Annotated in this window: 12 protein-coding genes; 6 read left to right on the top strand and 6 right to left on the bottom strand. The window is 73.8% G+C overall.

Annotated elements, in window-relative coordinates:
* Positions 1 to 1,029, bottom strand: a complete 1,029-nt coding sequence (locus ACQZ2A_RS14385) for a sigma-70 family RNA polymerase sigma factor (RefSeq protein ID WP_430212333.1) — start codon at positions 1,027 to 1,029, stop codon at positions 1 to 3.
* 117 nt (positions 1,030 to 1,146) lie between these two features.
* Here ACQZ2A_RS14385 and ACQZ2A_RS14380 point away from each other — a divergent pair, with 117 nt between their 5' ends.
* Positions 1,147 to 2,625: an MDR family MFS transporter gene (locus ACQZ2A_RS14380; RefSeq protein WP_430212331.1), complete on the top strand. Its 1,479-nt coding sequence runs from the start codon at positions 1,147 to 1,149 to the stop codon at positions 2,623 to 2,625.
* Positions 2,626 to 2,720: 95 nt separating this feature from the next.
* Here ACQZ2A_RS14380 and ACQZ2A_RS14375 read toward each other — a convergent pair whose 3' ends face one another.
* Positions 2,721 to 4,211 (bottom strand): MFS transporter, encoded by a 1,491-nt coding sequence (locus ACQZ2A_RS14375; RefSeq protein ID WP_430212328.1) that lies wholly within the window; start codon positions 4,209 to 4,211, stop codon positions 2,721 to 2,723.
* Positions 4,212 to 4,325: 114 nt separating this feature from the next.
* Here ACQZ2A_RS14375 and ACQZ2A_RS14370 point away from each other — a divergent pair, with 114 nt between their 5' ends.
* Positions 4,326 to 5,138 carry a TetR/AcrR family transcriptional regulator gene (locus tag ACQZ2A_RS14370; RefSeq protein ID WP_430212326.1) on the top strand — a complete coding sequence of 271 codons (813 nt, stop codon included), beginning with the start codon at positions 4,326 to 4,328 and terminating at the stop codon, positions 5,136 to 5,138.
* 2 nt (positions 5,139 to 5,140) lie between these two features.
* Here the strand turns inward: ACQZ2A_RS14370 and ACQZ2A_RS14365 are convergent, their stop codons facing one another.
* Positions 5,141 to 7,558: an FdhF/YdeP family oxidoreductase gene (locus tag ACQZ2A_RS14365; protein ID WP_430212324.1), complete on the bottom strand. Its 2,418-nt coding sequence runs from the start codon at positions 7,556 to 7,558 to the stop codon at positions 5,141 to 5,143.
* A gap of 172 nt (positions 7,559 to 7,730) precedes the next feature.
* On the opposite strand from ACQZ2A_RS14365, the gene ACQZ2A_RS14360 reads away from it, so the two are divergent.
* Positions 7,731 to 8,315: a dihydrofolate reductase family protein gene (locus tag ACQZ2A_RS14360; RefSeq protein WP_430212321.1), complete on the top strand. Its 585-nt coding sequence runs from the start codon at positions 7,731 to 7,733 to the stop codon at positions 8,313 to 8,315.
* On the opposite strand, the gene ACQZ2A_RS14355 is transcribed toward ACQZ2A_RS14360, so the two are convergent.
* Together ACQZ2A_RS14355 and ACQZ2A_RS14350 are read right to left on the bottom strand one after the other, a co-directional pair.
* On the bottom strand, positions 8,282 to 8,986 hold the full coding sequence (locus ACQZ2A_RS14355; protein ID WP_430212318.1) for a response regulator: 705 nt from the start codon (positions 8,984 to 8,986) through the stop codon (positions 8,282 to 8,284). The genes ACQZ2A_RS14360 and ACQZ2A_RS14355 overlap by 34 nt on opposite strands.
* Positions 8,983 to 10,617, bottom strand: a complete 1,635-nt coding sequence (locus ACQZ2A_RS14350) for a sensor histidine kinase (RefSeq protein WP_430212316.1) — start codon at positions 10,615 to 10,617, stop codon at positions 8,983 to 8,985. The genes ACQZ2A_RS14355 and ACQZ2A_RS14350 overlap by 4 nt, the downstream gene beginning before the upstream one ends.
* 117 nt (positions 10,618 to 10,734) lie before the next feature.
* Here ACQZ2A_RS14350 and ACQZ2A_RS14345 point away from each other — a divergent pair, with 117 nt between their 5' ends.
* Positions 10,735 to 12,132, top strand: coding sequence for a cation:dicarboxylate symporter family transporter (locus ACQZ2A_RS14345; protein ID WP_430212314.1), 1,398 nt, complete (start codon positions 10,735 to 10,737; stop codon positions 12,130 to 12,132).
* A gap of 76 nt (positions 12,133 to 12,208) precedes the next feature.
* Here ACQZ2A_RS14345 and ACQZ2A_RS14340 read toward each other — a convergent pair whose 3' ends face one another.
* Entirely contained in the window at positions 12,209 to 13,192 is a 984-nt protein-coding gene (locus tag ACQZ2A_RS14340) for an NAD(P)-dependent alcohol dehydrogenase (RefSeq protein ID WP_430212313.1), read from the bottom strand.
* A 98-nt stretch (positions 13,193 to 13,290) separates the two neighbouring features.
* Between ACQZ2A_RS14340 and ACQZ2A_RS14335 the strand changes: the two genes are divergently transcribed.
* Positions 13,291 to 14,682, top strand: coding sequence for a DUF429 domain-containing protein (locus ACQZ2A_RS14335; RefSeq protein WP_430212310.1), 1,392 nt, complete (start codon positions 13,291 to 13,293; stop codon positions 14,680 to 14,682).
* 62 nt (positions 14,683 to 14,744) lie between these two features.
* Complete coding sequence (locus ACQZ2A_RS14330; RefSeq protein WP_430212307.1) at positions 14,745 to 15,158, top strand: VOC family protein; 414 nt, start codon at positions 14,745 to 14,747, stop codon at positions 15,156 to 15,158.
* Position 15,159: the final 1 nt, after the last annotated feature.

The following is a 15,159-nucleotide window of genomic DNA, read 5'->3' as shown; positions in this document are numbered from 1 at the left end:
TCACCGTCCCGGTCGGGCGGGCACGTCGTCGGGTCCGAGCTGGGCGGGCAGCCCGGCGAGCTCGAAGTACTCGACGTCGAAGAAGACGACCGCGTGGCCGACGCGGGGGCCGTCGAGCTCGAGGACCTGGAGCTGGAACGGCTTGTAGACGTCGCCGTCGGGGCCGTCCTCGCGCAGGTAGAGCCCGAAGGCCGGCTGGCCGTTGCACGTCGTGGCGACCATCGGCATGTCGTAGGAGCCACCGGGGCACTGGGTGTCGACGAGCTCGGCGATGGTGCGCGGGCCTTGGTACCAGCCGGCGAAGGGCGGCATCTCCCAGACGGCGTCCTCGGTGAAGAGCTTGGCGATGGCGTCGACGTCCTTGCGCCAGAACGCGTCGACGTAGCGGTCGAGGAGGGCGCGCTGCTCGTCGTCGAGGTCGGGGCGCGAGGAGCTCTCGGGCGTCGGGGCGGTCTGCTCGATGGTGGCCCGCGCCCGCTGGAGCGCGCTGTTGACGGAGGCCACCGACGCCCCGGTGGCCTCGGCGACCTCGGCCGCGCTCCACCGGAGGACGTCGCGCAGGACGAGGACGGCGCGCTGGCGCGCCGGCAGGTGCTGGAGGGCGGCGACGAAGGCCAGGCGCATCGTGTCGCGCTCGGCGACGACGTCGGCGGGGTCGGCGGTGCCGAGGAGGGCGGCATCCGGCATCGGACCCAGCCAGGGCACCTCGGTGCGCTCGTCGAGCGGGTCGCCACCCTCGGAGGAGGAAGTGCCGAGACCGGAGGGCAGCGGCCGGCGCTCCTTGCCCTCGAGCGCGGTGAGGCAGACGTTGTGGGCGATGCGGTGCAGCCAGGTGCGCAGCGAGGAGCGGCCCTCGAAGGAGCCGTACGCGCGCCAGGCCCGCAGGTAGACCTCCTGGACCAGGTCCTCGGCCTCGCTCGGCGAGCCCGTCATCCGGTAGCAGTGGGCGAGCAGCTCGCGGCGGTAGCGGGCGACGGCGTCGTCGAAGTCCTGCTCGGGCGCGGCCTGCGTGCCCGTGGGCGTGGACATCATCGGGGTCCTCCTCCCGGCACCCTCGTGGTGCCTCACCCGTACCGACCGGCGGCGCGGCCGGAAATCATCGCGCGACCGCGATGACTTTCACCGTACCGTCGGGTCGATCCCACCATGACTGCCACCGACACCACCACCGCCCCCGCCGCGGGACCCGCCGCCGCCGGGGCGCCGGGCTCCTACCCCGTCCTGCGCTGGCTGGTGCTGGCGACCTTCACGGTCATCCTCAACGAGACCGTGATGGTCAACGCGATCCCGCGGCTCATGGCCCAGTTCGAGGTCTCCGCCCGTGCGGCGCAGTGGCTCTCGACCGCCTTCATGCTGACCATGGCCGTCGTCATCCCCGTCACCGGCTGGTTCCTCCAGCGGGTCACGACCCGCACCGCCTTCACGGTCGCGATGTCGGTGTTCGGCGTCGGCACGGTCGTGTGCGCCCTCGCCCCGACGTTCCCGGTGCTCGTCGGCGGCCGGGTCGTGCAGGCGGCCGGCACCGCGGTGATGATGCCGTTGCTCATGACGACGCTGATGACCGTCGTCCACGAGCGCGACCGCGGGCGGGTCATGGGCAACGTGACGCTGGCGATCTCGGTGGCGCCCGCCCTCGGCCCGGCGCTGTCGGGTGTCGTGCTGGCGGTCGCCGGGTGGCGCTGGCTGTTCGGCCTGGTGCTGCCCGTCGTCGTCCTCGTGTCGGTGCTCGGGCTGCGGCGGCTGGAGAACGTCGGCGAGACCCGCGCCGGCGGTGTCGACGTGGTCAGCGTCGTCCTCTCCGCCCTCGGCTTCGGCGGCCTCGTCTACGGCCTGAGCCGCATTGGCGAGCAGCACGCGGGCTCGGTTCCGGCCCCCGTCTGGGTGGTCGGCGGCCTGGCCGTCGTCGCGACCTTCGTGCTCCGCCAGCGCCGGCTGACCCGCCGCTCCGAGCCGCTGCTCGACCTGCGGGCCCTGGCGCACAAGGTGTTCGCGGTGTCGCTGGCGATGCAGTCGCTCGCCTTCCTCACGATGCTGGGCGCGATGATCCTGCTCCCGCTCTACCTGCAGGACCTGCGCGGCCTCACCCCGCTGCAGACCGGCCTGCTCGTCGCCCCCGGAGGCCTCGCGATGGGCCTGCTCGGCCCGGTCGTCGGCCGCGTCTTCGACCGCGTCGGCGCCCGGCCGCTCGTCGTGCCCGGCGCCGTCGGGGTGCTGGCCGCGCTCGCGGTGCTCTCCCGCATCGACGAGACGACACCGTACGCCCTGCTGCTCGGTGTGCAGGTGCTGCTCATGGTCAGCCTCGCGATGCTCTTCACGCCGGCCTTCACCCTCGGCCTCGGGGCCCTGCCGCCGCACCTCTACGCGCACGGCAGCGCGCTGCTCGGGTCGGTGCAGCAGGTGGCGGCGGCGGTCGGCACCGCGCTGACCGTGACGGTCCTGTCGTGGCGCTCGGCGCAGCTGGCGGCCGACGGGGCCGGGGAGGCCGCGGCCTACGTCGGTGGCGTGCGGATGGCCTTCGCCGTGTCGGCGGTGCTGGCCGTCGGGGTGGTCGTGCTCGCCGCGATGCTGCCGAACCGCCTGCCGGCCGGCGCCGACGACGAGGCGCCCGCACCGCTCCCGCACTGACCCACGCTGATCCGGTACGTGCGGGGTTGTCGCTGTCGGTCCGACGTCCTGACAGCGACAACCCCGCACGTGCAGCGTCGCTCGATGGCCCGGCGTCAGCGGACGCCGGCCGTCTGCGCGCTGGCCTCCTCCTCCGGGTGCTCCTCGACGCTGCGGGAGTCTGTGAGGGCGAGGGCCCCGGCCACCCCGAGCGCCCCGACCACGACGGCGAGCAGCGCGTAGGTGACCTGCTCACCGTGGAAGAAGGAGGCCACGAGCGCGGGGCTCCACGTCCCTGCGGGAAGCACGGTCGTCACCAGAAGGGCGACGAGCGTGCCGACCACGGCCGTGCCGATGCTCGTCCCGACCTCCTGCGCGGTGTCGTTGAGGGCGGTGCCGATGGAGGTGCGGTTCTCGGGCATCGCCTCGACGAGCGCGACGGCGCAGATGGTCATGACGATGCGCAGGCCGGCCGTCATCACGACCATCGCGGCGGCGATCGCCGGGTAGCCGTGCGGCACACCCAAGGCCATCCCCGCGAGCGCGACGGCGAGCAGGACCGCGCCGACGAGGCAGGCGACCCGGTGACCGAACCGGCGCACCAGCCCCTCGGCGAGCGGCGTCGCGAGGAGCATCGTCGCGATCATCGGCAGGTTGGCCAAGCCGGCCCGGACCGGGCTCCAGCCGTACGCGTACTGGAAGTGCAGGATGAGGCCGAACATGACCCCGGCCATCACGATCGACGTGCCGACCTGGGCGATGGTCGCGCCGCGCACGGTCCCTCCGGCGAAGAGCGAGAGGTCGAGCATCGGCTCGGGGGTGCGGCGCTCGTGCCGCAGGAACGCGACGAGCGCGAGCACGGACCCGGCGACCGCGCCGAGGGTGACGGGCGAGAGCCATCCGTGCTCGACGCCGCTCGTCAGGGCGTAGCAGCCGAGGCCGATGGTGGCGATGCTCAGGACGGCGCCCGGCAGGTCGAGGCGGTCGTGCGTGAGGTCCTCGGGGCAGTCGGCCGGCACCCCGAGCCGCACGCCGACCCACGCGAGCAGCGCGATCGGGGCGTTGACGAGGAGCAGCCACTCCCAGCGGACGTGGGCGAGCGCGGTGCCGCCGAGCAGCGGGCCGAGGACGAAGCCGGACATGCCGACGACGATCATCACCGTCATCGCGCGCATCCGCAGGGCCTGGTCGTCGAAGAGGCGGAAGACGAGCGAGTTGGTGATGGGGGCCATCGCGGCGGCGGCCAGGCCGAGGGCGGCGCGCAGGCCGATGAGCTCGCCGGTGGTCGAGACGGCCGCGACGGCGAGGCTGACGGTGCCGAAGACGGCGAGCCCGACGAGCAGCACGCGCCGCCGGCCGAGCCGGTCGGCCATCGAGCCCGCGGTGAGCAGCAGCCCGCCGAAGGTCAGCGAGTAGGCGCCGGTGACCCACTGGAGGGCGGTGGTGCCGCTGCCGAGGTCGCGGCCGATGGTCGGCAGGGCGATGGTCAGCAGCGTGTTGTCGACCATCTCGACGAAGAAGGCGAGGCAGAGGGCCGCGAGGGGGATCCACGCGGCGCGGAGCGAGGGGTACGTGCGGGGCGGGGCGGTGACGGCGGTGGCGGTCATGGCTCCTCCTTCCCGGGAGTCGAACGTCGTTCGGTTGTCGAACGCTGTTCGGTACGATAGAACGATGTTCGGTCCGGCGCAACCCCGGCCCTCCCGCTGTGGTCTCATGGGTCCATGACGCCGCCTCCCCAGCGCCCCCGCCGCCCGGTCCGCAGCCCGCGCGCCGGCGCCGGTGCGGCCCGCGGCGGTGCCGAGGGCGCGGTGCGCGGGGGCCGGGCCGGGGCGGGACGGGGCGGGGCGGGCCGGGGCCCGCAGACGGGACGGCGACGGGCCTCGCACTCACTGGAGTCGGTGCTCACCGAGGCGGTCGCCCTGCTCGACGAGCACGGCGAGTCCGGGCTGAACTTCCGGGCCTTGGCCGGCCGGCTGGGCGGTGGCGTCGGCAGCATCTACTGGTACGTCTCCAGCAAGGACGAGCTGCTCGACCGGGCCTCCGACCACGTGCTCGCCGACGTCCTCGTGGCCGTGCGGGACGTGGGCGGCGGCGACCCCGTGGACGACATGCGCACCATCGCCCTGACCCTCTTCGACGCGATCGTCGACCGGCCCTGGCTCGGCGCCTACTTCATGCGCAACACGCTGGTGCAGCCGAACGCGTTGCGGCTCTTCGAGAAGCTCGGCCAGCAGGCGCTCCGGCTCGACCTCACACCGCGCCAGCGCTTCCACGCCGTCTCGGCCGTCATCGGCTTCGTCGTGGGCACCGCGGCCGACCTCGGCCAGGAGCCTCCTGCCGAGGTGCTGTCCGGTGAGGTCGGGCGCGACGACTACCTCGCCGCCACCGTCGGTCAGTGGCGCGAGCTGGACACCACGGAGTTCCCCTACCTCCACGAGATCGCCGACGAGTTCGAGGGCCACGACGACACCGACCAGTTCCGGTCGGGCCTGGACCTCCTGCTCGCCGGGCTGCGCCTCCAGGCCGGCGGCTGACCTCAGCTGAGGTGGTGCGGCTCGACCTCGCTGCGGTGCTCGCGGTCGCTGCCGGACTTCACCCGGCTCTCGGGGTCGCAGTCGATGCGACCGCACGACCCGACGGGGGCGAACCGCACCGTGACGGCCTTGGACGCCGGGCAGTTGCTGCCCTCGGCGACGTGGTCGAGCGGCACGAGGACGTTGCACTCCGGGTAGTACGCCGCGGCACACCCCCGGGGCGTCGGGTAGGACACGACCCGGAAGCCGTGGACGACCCGCTCCGAGCCGTCCGTCCACTCGGACACGACGTCGTAGAGGCCACCCTCGGCCAGGCCCAGCGCCGTGATGTCGTCCGGGTGCACCATGACGACCTGGCGGCCGCCGGCGAGCCCCCGGTAGCGGTCGTCGTGCCCGTAGATCGTGGTGTTGAACTGGTCGTGGCTGCGCAGGGTCTGCAGCAGCAGGTGCCCCTCCGGCACCTCGAGGACCTGGATCGGGTTGACCGCGATCTCGGCCTTCCCGGACGGGGTCTCGAACGTGCGCGTGTCCCGCGGCGGGTGCGGGAGCACGAAGCCGCCGGGCCGCTGCACCTTCTCGTCGTAGGCGTCGCACCCCGGGACGACGCGGGCGATGTGGCGGCGGATCGCCGCGTAGTCCTCGGCCATCGCCGCCCAGTCGATGCGCGAGCCCTCGGGGCCGTCACCCAGGACGGCCTCGGCCATCCGGCAGACGATCCACGGCTCGCCGCGCAGCTGCTCGCCGGCGGGCTCGTTGCGCCCGACCGACAGGTGGACCGAGCTCATCGAGTCCTCGACGGTGACGCCCTGCCAGCCCTCGGTGGTGATGTCGCGCTCGGTGCGCCCGAGGCACGGGAGGATGAGCATCTGCCGGCCCGGCAGGACGTGCGTGCGGTTGAGCTTGGTGGAGACCTGGACGCCGAGGTCGACCGAGCGCAGCACCTCGTGGGTCAGCTCGGAGTCGGGCGTCGCGGCGGCGAAGTTGCCCCCGAGGCCGACCAGCACCTTGACCTTGTTCTCCTGGAGGGCCCGGATGGTGTTGACGACGTCGTGCCCGCGCTCGGTGGGCGGGTCGAACCCGAACTCCTGGCGCAGCGACTCCGCGAAGTGGGTGGGCAGCTTCTCCCAGATGCCCATCGTGCGGTCGCCCTGGACGTTGGAGTGGCCGCGCACCGGGCACAGGCCGGCGCCCGGCTTGCCGATGTTCCCCTGCAGGAGAGCGAGGTTCGTGATCTCCTTGATGGTCAGGACGGCGTGCTTGTGCTGCGTCACGCCCATCGCCCAGCAGAAGACGGTGCGGGACGAGGCAGCCAGCAGGTCCGCGACGCGCTCGATCTGCTCGCGCGGCAGGCCGGTGGCGCGGTCGACGGCCTCCCAGTCGAGGTCGGCCACGTGCTGCTTCCACGACTCGAAGCCCGTGGTGTGGCGGTCGACGAACTCCTGGTCGATCGCGCCCCGCTCGAGCAGGAGGGCGCCGAGGGCCTGGAAGAGCGCGAGGTCGCCGCCGAGCCGGATGGGCAGGAACTCGCTCGCGAGGTCGGTGCCCACGCCGGTGAGCCCGCGGACCTTCTGCGGGTTGTCGAACTTCAGCAACCCGGTCTCCGGCAACGGGTTCACCGCCACGACCGTGCCGCCGTTCTGCACGCACGCCTCGAGCGCGCTGAGCATCCGCGGGTGGTTCGTGCCCGGGTTCTGACCGGCGATGACGACGAGCTCGGCCTCGTGGACGTCCTGCAGGCTCACCGAGCCCTTGCCGATGCCGATGGACTCCGCGAGCGCGACGGACGTCGACTCGTGGCACATGTTCGAGCAGTCCGGCAGGTTGTTGGTGCCGAAGGCGCGGGCGAACAGCTGGAAGGTGAACGCCGCCTCGTTGGAGGCCCGTCCGCTCGTGTAGAACACCGCCTCGTCCGGCGAGTCCAGACCGCGCAGCGACTCGGAGACGACCCCGATGGCCTCCTCCCACGACACCGGCTCGTAGTGGGTACCGCCCTCGCGCAACAGCATCGGCTCGGTGATGCGCCCCTGCTGGCCCAGCTGGTAGTCGCTCCACGTGGCGAGCTCGGCCACGGAGTGGCGCGCGAAGAAGGCGCGGTCGGCGCGCCGCTTCGTGGCCTCCTCGGCGACCGCCTTCGCGCCGTTCTCGCAGAACTCGGCGAACGAGCGGTGCTCGGGGTCGGGGTCCGGCCAGGCGCAGCCCATGCAGTCGAAGCCGTGCACCTGGTTGAGCCGGCGCAGGGTGTTCAGGGTGCGGACCGGACCCATCTGGCCGACACCGCGGTTCATCGAGACGGCCACCGCCTCGAGCCCGGCGGCGGCCGTGCGGCGGTGGTGGACGTCGACGTCGGTGGCGTCGACGTCGCTCGCCGGCGCGCCGCGCCAGGGCTCGAGCATCCGGGTCAGGCGGGAGGAGTCGGGCATTGCCTCACCCTGTCACCCGGGGCCGCACCTCCGGCCTGCGGGGTGCAGGGCGATTGGCGAGCCGTCGCAGGTCGTACTCAGGAATTCCTGCGCGATGCCCGGCGAGCGATGAGTCCCGGTGCTCCCGCCGGTCTGACAGGGTGATTCCCCACCGAACCCAGGAGAGAACCCCGTGCGTCAGATCATCGTCACCGAGCTCATCAGCCTCGACGGAGTCGTCGACTCCCCCGGGGGCGGCGAGCACCCGCGCGCCGGCTGGAGCTTCAAAGAGGTCGAGTTCGACCCGGCCGCCTACGAGATCAAGGGCCGCGAGCAGGAGGAGGCGTCCGCGATGCTGCTCGGCCGGGTCAGCTACGAGGAGTTCGCCCCGGTCTGGCCCTCGATGGAGGACGAGTTCGCCGCCTACAACGCCATGCCGAAGTACGTGGTGTCGAGCACCCTCACCGAGACCGACCCGGCCTGGCAGCCGACGACCGTGCTGGCCTCCCTCGACGACGTGGCCCGGCTCAAGGAGGGCGACGGCGGCCCGATCATCGTGCACGCCAGCCCGACCCTGGCCCGCGGGCTGGCGGCGGCCGGACTGGTCGACCGCTACCACCTGCTCGTCTTCCCGCTCGTCCTCGGCGAGGGCAAGCGGCTGTTCACGCGCGCGGCCGACACCGGCCCGTCGGCGCTGCGGCTGGTCGAGCACGCCGCGTACTCCAACGGCGTGACGCTGGCCGTCTACGACGTGGTGCGCGAGGCCTCCCAGGCGTAGGTGACCTCCGGGCGGCCCGTGCCGGCGTAGCGGTTGCCGCGCCGGGCGCGCCCGGCCTCCACGAGGTGCTCCGCGTAGCGCCGGGCGGTCACCCGGCTGACGCCGGCACCGGCCCCGATCTCCGCCGCCGACACCGGGTCCGACGCCTCGCGGACGATGGCCGACACCCGCGCGAGCAGCTCCTCGGTCATCCCCTTCGGGACGGTCGACGCCCCGGTCGGCCGCAGCCGCGAGAACACCGTGTCGAGCTGGGCCTGGGTGTCGACCTGCCCGCCGCCGACGTCGTCCCGGTAGTCGCGGTAGGCGACGAGCCGCTCGCGCAGCATCCCGAAGACGAACGGCTTGAGGACGTACTGCACGACGCCGAGGGAGACGGCGGCGCGCACCATCTCGAGGTCGCGCACCGACGTCACGGCGACGACGTCGGCCCGGTGACCGCCGGCCCGCATCGCCCGGACGACGTCGAGCCCCGGGAGGTCGGGCAGCCCCATGTCGAGCAGGACCAGGTCCACCGGCTCGGCCCCGAGGTGCTGCAACGCGTCCCGGGCGGTGTGCACGACCCCCGACACGACGAAGCCGTCCACCCGTCCCACGTAGGTCGCGTGCGCCTCGGCGGCGACCGGCTCGTCCTCGACGACGAGGACCCGGATGTCGGGTCGCTCGCCGCTCACGCGCCACCGCCGTGCACCGGCAGGGTGACGGTGACCGTCGCACCCGGCGGCTCGTCGACGGTGAGCGACCCCCCGAGCCGCTCGACCGTGGCGTGTACCAGCGCCAGCCCGATGCCCCGCCCGCCCTGCGTCCCACCGGACTTCGTCGAGAAGCCGCGCTCGAGCACCCGCTCGCGCAGCTCGGGCGGGATGCCCGGGCCGGTGTCGGCGACGACGAGCTGGACCCGGTCGCCGAGGTCGCGGGAGGTCAGCTCGACACGACGGTCCCCGGGCGTGCCCGCCACCGCGTCGACGGCGTTGTCGACCAGGTTGCCGACGACCGTCACGACGTCGCGCGCCGTGCCGACGCCGGCCGGCCAGCGCAGCCCGGGGTCGACGACGAGGTCGACACCGCGCTCGTGCGCCTCGGCGGCCTTGCCGAGCAGGAGCGCCGACACGGTGGGGTCGTCCACCCCCGTGACGACGACGTCGGTGAGGCGCTGCGCCCGCTCGAGCTCCTCGGTCGCGAACGCGACGGCCCGGTCGGGGTGTCCCAGCTCGATGAGCGAGACCATCGTGTGCAGCCGGTTCCCGGACTCGTGGGCCTGCGAGCGCAGCGCCTCGGCCAGCCCCCGGGCCGCGCCGAGCTCGCCGGTGAGGTCCTCGAGGTCGGTCCGGTCGCGGACGGTGACGACCGCACCGAGGTCCTCGCCGTCGCGCTGCGCCCGGGCCTTGTTGAGGACGAGCACCCGCTGGCCGGTCACGTGCAGGTCGTCCTCGCGGACATCGGCGTCGGTCATCGCCGCGACGAGCGGCCCGGCCAGGCCGAGCTCGGCGACCTCGCGACCGGTCGGGTCGTCGGCGAGCCCGAGCAGCCGGCGGGCCTCGTCGTTGGCCAGCCGCACCCGCCCCTCGGGGTCGACGAGGACCAGCCCCTCGGTCACCGAGTGCAGGACGGCGTCGTGGTGGTCGTGCATCGCCTGGAGCTCGGCGGCCCGCAGCCCCCGGGTCTGGCGGCGCACCCGGCGGGCGATGAGGGTGGTCCCGACCGCGGCGAGCAGGCCGGCGACCGCGCCGGCCACGAGCAGCGGAGGCAGCTCGTCGGCGAGCCGGGCGTTGACCGCCTCCTTGCCGATGCCGACGGCCACCATCCCGACCACCGCGCCGCCATCGCGCACCGGGACGACCGCGCGACGGCTCGGGCCGAGGGTGCCGGTGTAGTCCTCGAGGACCTCGCCGCCGGCCCGCGCGGCCTCGACGTGCCCGACGAACGGCTTGCCGACCTGGTCGGGGTTGGGGTGGCTGTAGCGGATGCCCTCGCGGCTCATCACGACGACGAAGTCGGTCCGGGTGTTGCGCCGCACGCCCTCCGCGAGGGGCTGCAGGACGCCGTCGGGGTCGCCCGCCGCGACCGCCGCGACGACGTCGGGCTCGGCGGCGACCGACTGGGCGACGGCGAGCACGCGCGCGCTCGACTCGTCGGTCACCGCCCGCCGGGCCTGCACGTACGCGGCGCCGAGGCCCGCCGCGATGACGCCGAAGACGAGCGCGACGACGAGCAGCGTGGTCTGCCCGGCGACGCTCATCCCGCGACGGGCTCCCTCGTCGTCGGGGCCGGCGGCCGCGACCGGGGACGCGGGGCCGACGCTCACCGCGCGGATCCGGTCACCCGCGTGAACACTGCGTACACAACGGTGACGATAACGGCGCGGGCGGCCACCCTGTCGGGGGAGCGCAGCACCCTGCGCCCCGGGACAAAGGAGTCACGCATGACCGCAGCCGCGCCCAGCGAGCCCACCCAGGGTGGGACGGAACCGGCGGCCCCCCGCCGGGACCGCACGCACTTCCTCTACATCGCGGTCATCGTCGCGATGCTCCTCGGCATCGCCGTGGGCTTCCTCTTCCCCGACTTCGGGGTCGAGCTCAAGCCCCTCGGGACGTTCTTCGTCAACCTCATCAAGATGATGATCAGCCCGATCATCTTCGTGACGATCGTCCTCGGCATCGGCTCGGTCCGGAAGGCCGCCCAGGTCGGCAAGGTCGGCGGGCTCGCCCTCGGCTACTTCCTCGCGATGTCGACCGTGGCCCTGGCCATCGGCCTGGTCGTCGGCAACATCGTCCAGCCGGGCGCCGGCCTCAACCTCACCGACGAGCTCGCGAAGTCGGGCCAGTCGCAGGTCGCCGCGGAGGCGGAGACCACGACGGAGTTCCTCCTCGGCCTCATCCCCGACACCCTCGTCTCGGCGCTGACCTCCGGCTCGGTGCTGCAGACCTTGCTCGTCGCCGTGCTCGTCGGCTTCGCGCTCCAGAAGATGGGCGGTGCGGGCGAGCCGATCCTCAAGGGCATCAAGCACCTCGAGAAGCTCGTCTTCCGGCTCATGGCGATGATCATGTGGGTCGCGCCCGTCGGCGCGTTCGGGGCGATGGCCGCCGTCGTCGGTGCCACCGGCCTCGACGCCCTCAAGAGCCTCGGCCTGATCATGGTCGCCTTCTACGCCACCTGCGCGATCTTCGTCTTCGGCGTCCTCGGCGCCATCCTCAAGGTCGTCGCCGGCGTCAACGTCTGGTCGCTGCTGAAGTACCTCGGCCGCGAGTTCCTCCTCATCCTCTCGACGTCCTCGTCCGAGTCGGCCCTGCCGCGGCTCATCGCCAAGATGGAGCACCTCGGGGTCTCCCGCCCGGTCGTCGGCATCACCGTGCCGACCGGGTACTCCTTCAACCTCGACGGCACCGCGATCTACCTGACGATGGCCTCGCTGTTCATCGCCGAGGCGCTCGACAAGCCGTTCAGCATCGGCCAGCAGATCGGCCTGCTCGTCTTCATGATCATCGCGAGCAAGGGCGCCGCGGGCGTCACCGGTGCGGGCCTGGCCACACTGGCCGGTGGCCTGCAGTCCCACCGCCCCGACCTCGTCGACGGCGTCGGCTTCATCGTCGGCATCGACCGACTGATGAGCGAGGCGCGCGCGCTGACCAACTTCGCCGGCAACTCGATCGCCACGGTCCTCATCGGCACCTGGGTGAACGCGATCGACCGGGAGCAGATGGACGAGGTGCTCGCGGGTCGACGGCCGTTCGACGAGGCGAGGATGATCGACGACGGACCGGACGACTCGGCCCACGACGCGGCCGGCGCCGATCCGGTCGCCGAGCCCGCCGCTCGCTGAGCGGACCCGCACCGACCCGGCCCGGTCCCGGGCGGACGACGGCCCCGGAGGGGGTCGCCCGCCCGGGGCCGGGCCGTCAGGCGTCCGGGTCGACCGACACGACGACCTTTCCCCGGGCCCGCCCGCCTGCGACGTGGGCGATGGCGGCCGCCGCCTCCGCCAGGGGCCAGGTCCGCTCGACGTGCGGGCGGACGGCGCCGGACTCCAGCAGCGGCCGCAGCTGGTCCAGGTCGGCACCGCGCTCCTTGGCGACGTGCATCACGAGGCGCTGGCGGACGAACGGCGAGAGCAGCGCGGCGCCCATCGAGCGCTGCAGCCCGCCGAGCCAGCGGCCCTCGGTCTCGCTGCCGACGACGACGAGGGTGCCGCGTGGGGCCAGGACGCGTCGGAGGCGGCGCACCGGCCGGTGTCCGCCGATGTCGAGCACGACGTCGTACCGCACGCCCTCTGCATCGATGTCGGCGTGCTCGTGCTCGACGACGTGGGCGGCGCCCAGCGCGCGGACGAGGTCCGCCTTGGCGGCGCTGCTCACGCCGGTCACCGTCGCGCCGGCGGCCACGGCCAGCTGGACCGCGAACGAGCCGACCCCGCCGGAGGCCCCGACGACGAGTACCCGCTGCCCGGGCCCGACGCCGGCTCCGCGCAGCGCCTGGTGGGCGGTGAGGGCGGAGACCGGGACGGCGGCGGCCGCCTCGACGCCGAGGCCCTCGGGCCGCCGCGCGAGGCGCTTCAGCGGGATGACCGCCAGCTCGGCGCACGACCCGTCGGCGGTGCCGTACACCCGGTCCCCCACCACCCAGCCGGTGACGTCGGGACCGAGCGCGACGACCGTGCCGGCGACGTCCCGTCCGGGAGTGCGGTAGGCGGCACGCGGCCGCCGCACGCCCAGGGCGAGCCGTGCCGCCCGCGGGGTGCCGGTCATCACGTGCACGGTCCCGCGGTCGATGCCGGCCGCGCCGACCCGCACGAGCACCTCGCCGGACCCCGCGACCGGGTCGGGCACCTCCGTGAGGCGCAGCCGCTCCGGCCCGCCGTACTCGTCCTGCACGACCGCTCGCACCACTGTCTCCCTTACACCGTAAGTCTGTTCTGCTGCGCCGAACGGTAGCCTTACGCCGTAAGATCGCGCAAGTCCCCCACCCTCGAGGAGCCCGACCCGTGCCCACCGGACGCCCGTCCCGCCCGTCGCTCACCCGCGAGCGGATCGTCGCCGAGGCGGTCGCCCTCGCCGACGGGTCCGGCCTGGCGGCGCTCTCGATGCGGTCCCTGGCCAAGCGGCTCGGCGTGGAGGCGATGTCGCTCTACCACCACGTCCCGCACAAGGACGCCCTGCTCGACGCGATGGTCGACGCCGTCTTCGCGGAGTTCCACTCGCCCGTCGTGGGCGCGCCGTGGCGTGCGGAGCTGCGCCGCCGGTCGGTCACGGCGCGTGAGGCGCTGCTGCGCCACCGCTGGGCGGTCGGCCTGATGGACTCGCGCCGCTCCCCGGGTCCCGAGGCCGTCGCCCACCACGACGCGGTCCTCGGCTGCGCGCGGACGGCGGGCTTCTCCCTCGCCGCGACCGGCCACCTCTTCGCCCTCGTCGACGCGCACCTCTACGGCTTCCTGCTCCAGGAGCTCGCCCTCCCGTTCGACGACCAGGACGAGCTCGCCGTCATCGAGGCCGACCTCGTCGACGAGGCGACGGCGGCGGCGTACCCGCACTTCACCGAGTTCGCCCGAGACCACGCCCTGCGCCCGGGATGGTCCTTCGGGGCCGAGTTCGAGGTGACCCTGGACCTCGTCCTCGACGCGGTGGCCGGCCTCGTCGACGAGCGCACCCCGGACGCCGAGGGCACAGCGCCACCGCCGGTCGAGGTGTCGGTGCCGGTGCTCGGCGTCGACGGCTGCCGGGCCGGCTGGGTGGGCGCCCTGCTGGAGCCAGGCGCCCCGCGCCCCCGCATCGTCGTGGCCGCGACCATCGGTGAGCTCGTTGAGGCTGTGCGAGAGTCCGCCGACGTGAGGGTGGTGGGCATCGACATCCCGATCGGGTTGCCCGACAGCACGACCCGTCAGGCCGATGCCCTGGCGCGGCGTGCGCTGCCGGGAAAGGCGTCGTCCGTCTTCACGACCCTGACGCGGGCGGCCTACGGCGCTGCGGACCGCGCCGCGGCCGACGCCGTGAACCGCTCGCTCAGCGGGCAGGGCGTCGGCGCCCAGGCCTTCGCCCTGCGCGAGAAGATCCTCGAGGTCGACGCGTGGGTCCGCGCCCGCCCCACCGTCGAGGTGCTCGAGGTCCACCCCGAGGTCTCCTTCGCGACGATGGCCGGCGCACCGCTGACGCCGGGCAAGAAGACCGACGAGGGTCGGGCCGCACGGCTCGACGCCCTCGCCGCGGTGGGCATCGCCCGGCCGTCGGTGCTCGAGGGTCGCGGCTACGGGGCCGACGACGTGCTCGACGCGTGCGCCGTGGCGTGGACCGCGGCGCGGCGCGCGGCCGGCCTGTCGCGCTCGCTGCCGGAGCGGCCCGAGGTCTTCTCCGACGGGATCGCCGCCGCCATCCACGTCTGACGGCACGCGGGGTGGCGTGGAAACGGGTGGCCGGGGCCGGGCGGGGCTGACAGGGTGGCCGGATGACCTCCCGCGTCTCGCACACGACCGTCGACTGCCGCAACGCCTACGAGCTCTCCGAGTGGTGGAAGGGGGTGCTCGACTACGTCGACGTGGCCGGCGACCCGAACGAGCCGGGCCACGACGAGTGCGCGATCCTCGCCCGCGACGGCTCGCACCACCTCCTCTTCATCGAGGTGCCGGAGACCAAGGTCGGCAAGAACCGCATCCACCTCGACCTCGTCCCGACCCAGGGGACCCGCGACGACGAGCTGGCCCGCCTCCTCGCGCACGGCGCCGTCGAGGTGACCGACCACCGGGGGCAGTACGGGCCGGGCACGGGCTGGGTGATCCTCGCCGACCCCGAGGGCAACGAGTTCTGCATCCTGCGCAGTGACGCGGAGGCCGGGCGCGAGGGCTGGCAGCCCGCCGTCTGAG

The sequence above is a fragment of the Phycicoccus avicenniae genome (assembly GCF_050496545.1).
Lineage (GTDB): Bacteria > Actinomycetota > Actinomycetes > Actinomycetales > Dermatophilaceae > Phycicoccus > Phycicoccus avicenniae_A.
Note: the sequence above shows the minus strand (reverse complement) of the source record. Positions and strands in the feature narration are given on the sequence as shown.

Excerpts from the sequence above, each read along its gene's own strand:
- ACQZ2A_RS14385 (WP_430212333.1), bottom strand. The coding sequence starts at position 1,029 with ATGTCCACGCCCACGGGCACGCAGGCCGCGCCCGAGCAGGACTTCGAC.
- ACQZ2A_RS14380 (WP_430212331.1), top strand. The coding sequence starts at position 1,147 with ATGACTGCCACCGACACCACCACCGCCCCCGCCGCGGGACCCGCCGCC.
- ACQZ2A_RS14375 (WP_430212328.1), bottom strand. The coding sequence starts at position 4,211 with ATGACCGCCACCGCCGTCACCGCCCCGCCCCGCACGTACCCCTCGCTC.
- ACQZ2A_RS14370 (WP_430212326.1), top strand. The coding sequence starts at position 4,326 with ATGACGCCGCCTCCCCAGCGCCCCCGCCGCCCGGTCCGCAGCCCGCGC.
- ACQZ2A_RS14365 (WP_430212324.1), bottom strand. The coding sequence starts at position 7,558 with ATGCCCGACTCCTCCCGCCTGACCCGGATGCTCGAGCCCTGGCGCGGC.
- ACQZ2A_RS14345 (WP_430212314.1), top strand. The coding sequence starts at position 10,735 with ATGACCGCAGCCGCGCCCAGCGAGCCCACCCAGGGTGGGACGGAACCG.
- ACQZ2A_RS14330 (WP_430212307.1), top strand. The coding sequence starts at position 14,745 with ATGACCTCCCGCGTCTCGCACACGACCGTCGACTGCCGCAACGCCTAC.